This is a genomic window from Mycetohabitans sp. B8, from assembly GCF_021991875.1.
Classification (GTDB): Bacteria; Pseudomonadota; Gammaproteobacteria; order Burkholderiales; family Burkholderiaceae; genus Mycetohabitans.
Window position 1 is genome coordinate 1 of the sequence record NZ_JAHLKR010000022.1, and the last position, 10,632, is coordinate 10,632.

1 protein-coding gene is annotated in these 10,632 nt (G+C 60.8%); it reads right to left on the reverse strand.

The window, feature by feature from the left end; translation table 11 throughout:
- A partial coding sequence (locus tag KQH60_RS13205; protein WP_237576892.1) for a non-ribosomal peptide synthetase occupies positions 1–10,228 on the reverse strand: 10,228 nt, incomplete at its 3' end.
- Positions 10,229–10,632 lie beyond the last annotated feature (404 nt).

The following is a 10,632-nucleotide window of genomic DNA, read 5'->3' on the forward strand; positions in this document are numbered from 1 at the left end:
TCGGCTCCGACACGTCCGCGAGCATGTCAGTAAAGAAACGTTCGTGGGATGCTTGATTGGCGCTCAATCTTACGTGCGCAACGAAGTTGCGGAACGGTTGCGCGGCAGGTAGCGTCTTGCCCTGGCCCATGAGCAATGTCTGCACCTCGGTATGCATCACCTCCAGCGTCGAGTGATCACTAATCAGATGGTGCAGCCGCTGCGTGAGCAGCCAGCGGCCATCGCTGTCTTGCGCCACCGCACAGCGCAGCAGCGGCGCCTGCGTCAAATCCACACGGTAGCGCCGCGGATCCAAGCGCTGCGCCAACTGCTCAGCAATCGGTCCATCGGCCGCGTCCAACGTGAGCTCGGTGACCGGCAGCCACGCGTGGCGCCAGACCACCTGCGCAGGCGTGGACAAGCCCTCCCACACAAACGCGGTGCGCAAAATATCGTGGCGATCGATCACCCGCTGCAGCGCGTGCAGATACTGGTCGAGCCGCTCACGGCTGTCAAAGGCCAGTTGCTCAATCAGCAAATACGGATCGCCTTCGCTCGCAAGCACATGGTGAAACAGCATCCCGTCCTGCAGCGGCGAGAGCGCATAGATGTCCTGGATGTTCGCCACGCCCTGCGGCACCTGCTCGACGATCCGGTCGATGTCAGCCTGCGTCAAGTCAATCAGCGGCAGCATGGCTGGCGTGATCGCAGTGGTGTCGGGCGTGATCGCATTCGCGGGCACCGCCACGTCACGGTGTTGGCCTACCTGCTGTGCCAACGCACTGAGCACCGGTGTGTCAAACAGCGCCCGCACCGACACACTCAAACCCTGACGCCGCAGCCGCTCCATCAACTGCACCGCGAGCAGCGAATGGCCGCCGAGTGCAAAGAAGCTATCATGTCGGCCCACACGTTCGACACCCAATAGCTCGGCCCAGATCGCCGCCAGCGTCATCTCGAGCTCGCCTTGCGGCGCTTCATACGCTTGATGCGCGAGCGCCTGCCCGTCTGGCTCGGGCAGTGCACGCCGATCGAGCTTACCGTTGGGCGTTAAGGGGAACGCGTCCAGCCGCACAAACGCACTGGGCACCATATACTCGGGCAAACTCGTCGCGACATGCGCGCGCAATGTGCTGGCCAGCGATTCATCAGCCTCAGCGACCACATAGGCGACCAGACGCTTGCCGCTGCCCTCGCCTGTCGCGAGCACCACCGCCTCATGCACCTGCAGGTGCGCCGTTAAGCACGCTTCGATCTCGCCCCGTTCAATGCGAAAGCCGCGGATCTTCACTTGCTCATCATTGCGCCCCAGAAACACCAGATTGCCATCGGGCAAGTAACGCGCCACATCCCCGGTCTTATACAGCCGTGCATCGGCTTCACTTGAGAACGGATCCGGCACAAAGCGCTCTGCGGTCAGTTCCGGGCGGTTCAGGTAGCCACGGGCTACCCCCGCACCGCCAATATAGAGCTCCCCAACCGCGCCCAGCGGCACCGGCTGACCGTAGCGATCGAGCAAATAAATGCGCGTGTTCGCAATCGGCCGGCCAATCGGGATGCCGACGTTGCCTTCCGGAACGGACGTGATCTTATAAGTCGTCGCGAACGTGGTGCTTTCGGTCGGACCATAACCGTTGATCAACTGCTCAGGAGGTGCTTCGCGCAGAACTTGCGCCACTACCTGAGCATCCAACACGTCTCCTCCGACAATTAATGTCTTCAGCTGAGAGAAGACCGCGCCCAACTCTGCAGCCATTTGATTAAACAAGCCACTGGTGAGCCACAAGATGCTGATGCGCTGTTCGCGTAAAGTTTGCGCCAACAAAGTGGGCATGAGCACCGTGTCATGATCGACCACAACAACAGTGGCACCATTTAACAGCGGGGCCCACACTTCAAACGTGCTCGCGTCGAAAGCCGGATTGGCCGCAAACGCGACACGATCATCGGTGTCAATGTCAACATAGCCATTATTGATAACCAGCCGCGCAATCGCATGATGCGGCACCATCACCCCTTTGGGCGTGCCGGTCGAGCCCGACGTATAGATCACATACGCCAGATGCCGAGCCGTCAGCTCGACTACCGACGGATTCGTGTCCGGCAACGCCGGCAGCGCAGCCGGATCGAGCACGGTGCGCTCAGAGAGCGCCGCGTCCCCCAACGCGGCGCGCCCGGGCGCATCGGCGAGCACCAGCGCCGGTGCCGCATCCCTCAGCATGTACGCTAAGCGCTCGCCCGGATACGCTGGATCGAGCGGCACATACGCCCCCCCCGCTTTGAGGATCGCCAGCAGCCCCACCACCAGCGCCGGCGAGCGCTCGACACACAGCGCCACCCGCACGTCGGGCTGCACCCCCAACTCGATCAACCGATGCGCGAGGCGGTTCGCGCGTGCATTGAGCTGCGCGTAGCTCAGCGTTTGATCTTCGTACACGAGCGCGGTGGCCTGCGGCGTGCGCGCCACCTGCGCTTCGAACAGCTGATGGATGCATCGGTGCGATGGATAGTCCTGCTGCGTCGCGTTCCACGTGTCAAGCAGCAACTGGCGCTCTGCCGATGACAGCAACTCGAGCGTTACCGCCGGCTGCTGCGAATGAGCCACCATTGCGCGCAACATCGTCTGCAGATAGCCAACGTGTCGCTCAATCGTTGCGCGGTCGAATAACGCCGTCGCATAGCCCAGGCTGCCAAGGATCTCCTCACCGGCCTCGTACAGGTTTAGTTCAAGATCGAACTTCACCACCTCATAATCGAGCTCAGCCGGCTCAACTGTCAGCCCCGGTAGGCGCCACTGGCCTGGATCGTTGTTCTGCCACGCGAACATCACTTGAAACAGCGGCGTATGGTTGAGCCGGCGCGGCGGCTGCACAATCTCCACCACCTGCTCAAACGGCAGGTCCTGGTGCGCCTGTGCGTCCAGCGTCGTGCGCCGCACGCGCTCGAGCAGTTGCGATGTCGTCGGTTCGCCCTCCAGATTCACGCGCAACGCCAACGTATTGACAAAAAAACCAATCAACGGCTCGATCTGGCGATGGTTACGATTGGCGCTCGGCGTGCCAATGACCACGTCGTCCTGGCCCGACAGACGCGCGAGCACCGCGCTCCACGCGGCAAGCACCGTCATAAATAGCGTGGTGCCGTGCGCGCGGCTTAAGCGCTTCAGCGCTCCCGTGGTTTGGGCATCGATACGAATCGGCACCTGCGCACCCGCAAACGAGGGCTGCGCCGGGCGCGGCCGATCTGTCGGTAGCTCCAGCAGCACTGGCGCATCGGCCAGCGTCGCACGCCAGTAGTCGCTCTGCCTTTGAAGCCGCTCACCACAGAGCCACTGCCGTTGCCAGGCCGCATAATCCGGATACTGGATCGCCAGCGGCGGCAATGGATCGCTCTGGCCGGCAGCGCTTGCCGTATAGAGTGTACTGAGCTCGCGCACCATCACGCCGATTGACCAGCCATCCGACACAATATGGTGCTGCGTGAGCAGCATCACGTGCTCTTCGTCAGCCAACTGAATGCCGCACGCGCGCAGCAGCGGCCCGTGCGCCAGATCAAACGGCGCGTGCGCTTCCTCGGCACAGCGTTGGGCCAGCTGCGCATCGGCGTCGGGTACACCACGCAGGTCATGCCAGGATATCGGCACACCCGTGTGCGCCGGGAGCAAGTGCACCTGCGGCTGGCCGTCAACCGTCACAAACGTCGAGCGCAGCGCTTCATGGCGTGCGAACAACGTATTCAACGCCTGTTGCCACGCTGCTCGATCGAGCGGCCCCTGCACACGCCACATCAACGGGATATGATAGGTACGACTCACACCGTCAAGCTGCGCGAGGAACCACAACCGTTGTTGGGCAAACGATAGCGGCAAGTAGCCTGCTCGCGACACCGGCGTAATTGTCGGTAGTGCATTACTGTCTGACGCGCGTTGCGCATTGAGCGCAGCGGCCAGCGCAGCCAGCGTAGGCGTGGCGAACAACGCTGCGAGCGGCAATGGCACACCGAGTGCGGCCACCCGATTCATCAAGCGCACCGCGAGCAGTGAATGTCCACCAAGCGCAAAGAAGCTATCATGCCGTCCCACGCGCTCCACACCCAATAGCTCGGCCCAGATCGCCGCGAGCGTCGTCTCAAGCTCGCCTTGCGGCGCCTCATACGCTTGATGCGCGAGCGCGTTATCATCCGGTGCGGGCAGTGCGCGCCGATCGAGCTTACCGTTTGGCGTCAGTGGTAATGCGTCAAGCCGCACGAACGCACTGGGCACCATGTACTCGGGCAAACTCGTCGCCACCTGCGCGCGCAATGTGCTGGCCAACGATTCATCAGCCTCAGCGACTACATAGGCGACCAGACGCTTGCCGCTGCCGTCGCCTTGTGCGAGCACCACCGCCTCGCGCACCTGCGCATGCTGGGCCAAGCATGCTTCAATCTCGCCCAACTCAATGCGAAAGCCCCGGATTTTGACTTGATGGTCATTGCGGCCCAGAAACTCCAGTTTGCCATCAGGCAAGTAGCGCACCAGGTCCCCTGTCCTGTACATCCGGGCATCAGCTTCGCTCGAGAACGGATCGCGCACGAAGCGCTCGGCCGTGAGCTCCGGGCGGTTCAGGTAGCCACGCGCCACACCCGCTCCGCCGATATACAACTCGCCCACCGCACCCAGCGGCACCGGCTGGCTGTGCGTATCCAGGATATAGAGCCGGGTATTGTCAATGGGCCGACCGATCGTGCGCCAGCTCCTTTCGTGATCCGTAACCTCATGCACAGTAGCCGTCACCGTCGTCTCGGTCGGACCATAAACGTTTAACAAACGCGGTCGATGACCATCGCCGGCAAACCAGGCATCGCGTGCTGAAGCGCTCAACGCGTCTCCACTAATCATGACCACACGTATACTCTCTGGAAGAGGCAGTTTTTCCTGGACCAATTGCGCCCAGAATTGAGTAGGTAAATCCGTTACACTGACACGGTTGGCTTGGCAAAGCGCCCAGAATGACTGCGCCCCGGCTAACCAAGCATCGGTGCGTAGCACTAATGTCGCGCCCTGAATAAGGGTGACAAACATCTCCCCGAGCGACGCATCAAAGGACAAAGACGAACATTGCAGCATCCGGTCTTGTGCAGTTAAGCCAAGTCTACGCACCATCGCTGTCACCAGGTTGACCAAGCTGTGGTGTGGAACCATGACTCCTTTGGGCTGGCCAGTGGAACCTGACGTATAGATCACATACGCTAAATTTTGCGCATCCAGCGACAATTCGTACGCGTTCGGATTATCCGCGTTTTGCTGCGCCCATTGCGCTATGTTAGCCTGCAAGTCCAGTACCGGTATCCCAGCTCCCAAGTTCTGCGTCACTGCGGCAGGCGGTGTGCCAATGCTAAGCAAGACCGCCGGTTGGCTATCCGAAACCATATACGCTAAGCGCTCTGGCGGATAAGCCGGATCAAGCGGCACATACGCGCCGCCCGCTTTAAGGATTGCCAATAGCCCCACCACCATTACCGGCGAGCGCTCAACACAGATTGCCACCCGTGTGTCCGGCTTGACGCCCAACTCAATGAGCCGATGCGCCAAGCGGTTTGCGCTCGTATTGAGTGCTGTATAGCTCAGTGTCTGATCTTCAAACACCAGTGCCGGTGCCTCGGGGGCACGCTCGACCTGCGCTTCGAATAGCTGGTGGATGCACAAGTGCGATGGATAATCGCGTTGCGTTGCGTTCCACGTTTGAAGCAGTAAGTTCCGCTCCTCGCTGGGCAATACTTCTAGTTGTCTAATCGGCTGCTTGGACGTTATCTCGAGCGTTTCAGCCAGCCTTTGCAGCGCCTGCTGCATATAGCCGCACAGCCGGTCAGGATCAAGTGGCTGAACGATTTGCGCAGTCAAGCCTAGTGCTTGCCCAAAATCTTCGACCGACAGACCGATTGGGTAGTTGTCACGCTCTTGTGCGTGCAACAGCTCCACGCCCGGTAGGATGCTGCGCTCGCCCAAGTCCATCGCATTGTGCCGGTAATTGAGCAGCGCACTAAACAGCGGCGTGCCCGCCGGCACCCCGCTGCAGCGCTGCGCCAGCGCCAGCGACGCATGCTCGTGTTCCAGCAGCGCCGCCAGCCGCGCGTGCGTATGCCGCACACACGCCTGAACACTGCCGTTTAACTCTACGCACAGCGGCAGCGTATTGATAAAGAGCCCCATCGCGCTGTCCGCGCCCTCACCCGCATGCATGCGCCCGAACAGCACCGTGCCAAACACCACCCGCGGCTGACCGCTCGCGCGTGCGAGCACCTGCGCCCACGCCAGATGACACAAGCTCGCCACGCTCACCCCCAAACGCTTCGCGTGCGCGCGCAGTTGATCATTGAGCGCCGGCGGCAATCTGCGATGTGATTCGGTCACGTCACGGCCGTCGCGATGCACATCGGTGAGTCCAAACGGCAGCGTCGGCTCCACGCCCGCGAGCAGCTCGGTAAAGAAGCGCCTATGCTCGGCTTCACTCACGCCCAGCCTTGCCTGCGCGACCAAATGACGAAACGGCTGCGCCGGCAGCAGCGCGTCACCTCGGCCCTCGATGAACGCCTGCACCTCCGTGTGCATCACCTCCAGCGTCGAGTGATCGCCAATTAAATGATGCAGCCGCTGCGTGAGCAGCCAGCGACCATCGGTGTCTTGCGCCACCGCACAGCGCAGCAGCGGCGCCTGCGTCAAATCAACACGGTAGCGCCGCGGATCCAAGCGCTGCACCAACTGCTCAGCAATCGGCCCATCAGCCGGGTCCAACGTGAGCTCGGTCACCGACAGTCGCGCGTGGCGCCAGACCACCTGCGCAGGCGTGGACACATCTTCCCACACAAACGCGGTGCGCAAAATATCGTGGCGATCGATCACCCGCTGCAGCGCATTCAGATACTGGTCGAGCCGCTCACGGCTGTCAAAGGCCAGTTGCACAATCACCAAATACGGATCGCCTTCGCTCGCGAGCACATGGTGAAACAGCATCCCGTCCTGCAGCGGCGAGAGCGCATAAATGTCCTGGATGTTCGCCACGCCCTGCGGCACCTGCTCGACGATCCGGTCGATGTCGGCCTGCGTCAAGTCAATCAGTGGCAGCATCTGCGGCGTCAGCGTAGTCGTGTCAGGGGTGATCGCATTCGGAGGGACCGCCACTTCACGGTGCTGACCCAACGATTGAGCCAACGCACTCAGCGTGGGCCTGTCAAACAGCGCCCGCACCGACACACTCAAGCCCTGACGTCGCAGCCGTTCCCTCAGCTGCACTGCGAGCAGCGAATGGCCGCCCAGTGCAAAGAAGCTATCATGCCGACCGATACGTTCAACACCCAATAGCTCGGCCCAGACCGCTGCAAGCGTCATCTCGAGCTCGCCTTGCGGCGCCTCATACGCTTGATGCGCGAGCGCCTGCGCGTCTGGCTTGGGCAACGCACGCCGATCGAGCTTGCCGTTCGGCGTCAGCGGCCACGCGTCCAGCCGCACAAACGTACTGGGCACCATGTACTCGGGCAAACTCGTCGCTGCCTGCGCACGCAATGTGCTGGCCAGCGATTCATCAGCCTCAGCGACCACATAGGCGACCAGACGCTTGCCGCTGCCCTCGCCTTGTGCGAGCACCATCGCATCATGCACCTGCGGGTGCGCGGTCAAGCACGCTTCGATCTCACCCGGTTCAATGCGAAAGCCGCGAATCTTGACTTGGTTATCATTGCGCCCCAAAAATTCTAGATTGCCATCGGACAAGTAACGCGCCACGTCACCGGTCTTATACAGCCGCGCACCCGCTTTACTTGAAAACGGATCCGGCACAAAGCGCTCAGCGGTCAGCTCCGGGCGGTTCAGGTAGCCGCGGGCCACCCCCGCGCCTCCAATATAGAGCTCCCCAACCGCGCCCAGCGGCACCGGCTGACCGTAGCGATCGAGCAAATAAATGCGCGTGTTCGCAATCGGTCGGCCAATCGGGACGGCTTCATTGCTAAAGTCACGTGAGCTACACCAATTCGTGGCACAAACCGTTGTTTCCGTTGGACCATACGCATTGAAGACAGTGTGTTGTTCGCTTAAGGCTCGAATCAATGTCGCACTGGGCGCATCGCCTCCTAGAATCAACGTCAGGGGCGTGCTCAGGGTGGGCAAGCCCTTGCCATTTTGAAGCAATACAGGCGGTAAGCTTGCGTGCGTAATGGCATAATTTGCCAAATACTTCCACAGTCCCTGCCAATCCTGGCGGGCCGTCTCGGGCGGCAGATATAAGGCCGCACCGCTGGCCAAGGCCATAAAAATATCGGAGGCGCTTACATCGAAACTGAAAGAGACAAACTGCAAGACGCGGCTGGCTGCGTGAATGCCGAAGCAGCCGATTTGCGCTCGAGTCAGGTTCACAATACTGCGATGCTCAACCATCACCCCTTTGGGCGTGCCGGTGGAGCCGGACGTATAGATCACATACGCCAGCGCGCGCGTCCTCAAGCCCGGCACCCACGGGTTGGTATCCGCCCGATCCGGCAGCGCATTCGGATCGAGCACGGTGCGGGAGGCCAGCGCCGCGTCCCCCAACGCAGCGCGCCCGGTCGCATCGGCGAGCACCATCACCGGTGCCGCATCACTCAGAATGTACGCCAAGCGCTCACCCGGATACGCCGGATCCAGCGGCACATACGCGCCCCCCGCTTTGAGGATCGCCAGCAGCCCCACCACCAGCGCCGGCGAGCGCTCGACACACAGCGCCACGCGCATCTCAGGCTGCACCCCCAACTCGATCAACCGATGCGCGAGGCGATTCGCGCGCGCATTGAGCTGCGCGTAGCTCAGTGTCTGCCCTTCAAACACCAGCGCCGGCGCCTGTGGCGTGCGCGCCACCTGCGCTTCGAACAGCTGATGGATGCATTGGTGTGCCGGATAGGCCCGCTGCGTCGCATTCCACTCGACCAGCAGCCGATGCCGCTCGTCAGCGTCGAGCAAATCGATGCCGCCGATCGGCTGCGCAGCATCGGCAGCCAACGCTTGTACAAACCGGATAAACCGGCGCTGATGCACACCAAGCGCCTGCTCGGTGTAGCAGGCAGGATTGGCATCAAAGTCGATCCGTAATTGACGGCTATTGGGGGTCCAATAGACACCGAGCATCAAATCGTCAACCGGACCAGCGAGCAGATTATGGTTCGTCGATGAATGCTCGCCAAACGACAGCTTGTAGTCAAACGGCATCACGTTGACCTTGACGCCGAATAGTAACTGTCCGGGCGCCAGCCCAAGTTGACGCTGCAGCGCTTCGCTCGGGTAGCGTTGATATTGAAGTCCGCTTTGGATTTCCTTCGCCGCCTGCCGCATCAACGACAATAAGTTGATCTCCGGCTCGGCTCTAAACCGCAACGGAATCGTATTGGCGACCATGCCAGGAATATGCCAGTCTGCCCCCAAGCGGGCCGTCACTGGAAAACCGAACACCACGTCCTGCGCGCCAGTCATGCGATGCAGATACGCGGCCAGTGCAGCACTCAAAAACTGCGCCAACCGGCCCGCATCCAGCACATAGTCTTCCACCAATTGGGTGGCCAGGTAAGTCGTCTGACGCAGCCGCTGCTGGAAAGCCGGGGCTGCGCGGTTTGCCAGCGTCGCAGGCTCAGACCAATTGGCGCAGTGCTTGAGCCAATACGCTTCGTCCTTCTCCCGCTGGGCGGATGCCTGATATTGCGCATCGCTTTCCCATAACTGTCGAATCGAACCAAAATCGCATGCCGCCGGCGCCGTTCCCGTCCATAGCGCGCTATAAACGTGTGCAACGCGTTGGGCGATCAGGTACTGGCCATATCCATCCATCATGATATGGTGATAGCGCTGGTACCAAATCCATTGCGCAGGCGCCACTTTCAGCAACGCATAGCAAAAAAGCGGCCCCTGCATCAGATTGACCGCTTGCTCATAATCGGCGCGCATCCACGCCTGAGCGGCCGCCTGGGGATCCGCTTGTGCCGTCAGGTCCAGCACCGGCATTGACCATGCGGGTGCACCAATTTTTTGCCGCAGCCCGTCATCGCTATCGACAAATTGCAAGCGCAGGGTGTCGGCCTCATCGATGACTTGGCGCAATGCCGCTTCAAAGACGGCCGCATCAATCACGCCTTCGATCACCGTGTACTGTGCAATGTTGTAGACGGCGCTGTCTGGATGCAGCTGCTGCGCGAGCCAGATTTCGGTTTGCGCACTGGATAACGGCTGTGTAACAGGCGTGACGCTAACATCCATAACAAAGCTCCTATTTAGGCGACCGAGCAGGCGACCGAGCGACCTAATATTTAGTAGGTTTACTAATCGATATAACGACGCAATCAGAATCTCTCGTTGTTCTTCGGGAACCACTACGGCTTTTATGACACGTCGCGTGCAATCCTTAGCCATTCACTGCAGCGATCAAGACCACTCATCGGCACGCGTCAGTGCGTCCCTCGTGCCACTTGGCCAGCCAATGCGCACGCCACGACCAATTGATATCAAGCTTTAGCGAAAAAACTGGGCATAACACGCGTGATACTGCACGCGAATGGGCGTTACAGTCGGTCAAGCAAGATAGTTAAAAAGAACAGGGCAAGCCAGTGCGTCGCGCGGCGCCATCGGGTTCAGAACTGGGGTACTTCTTCATTTTTCCCTCC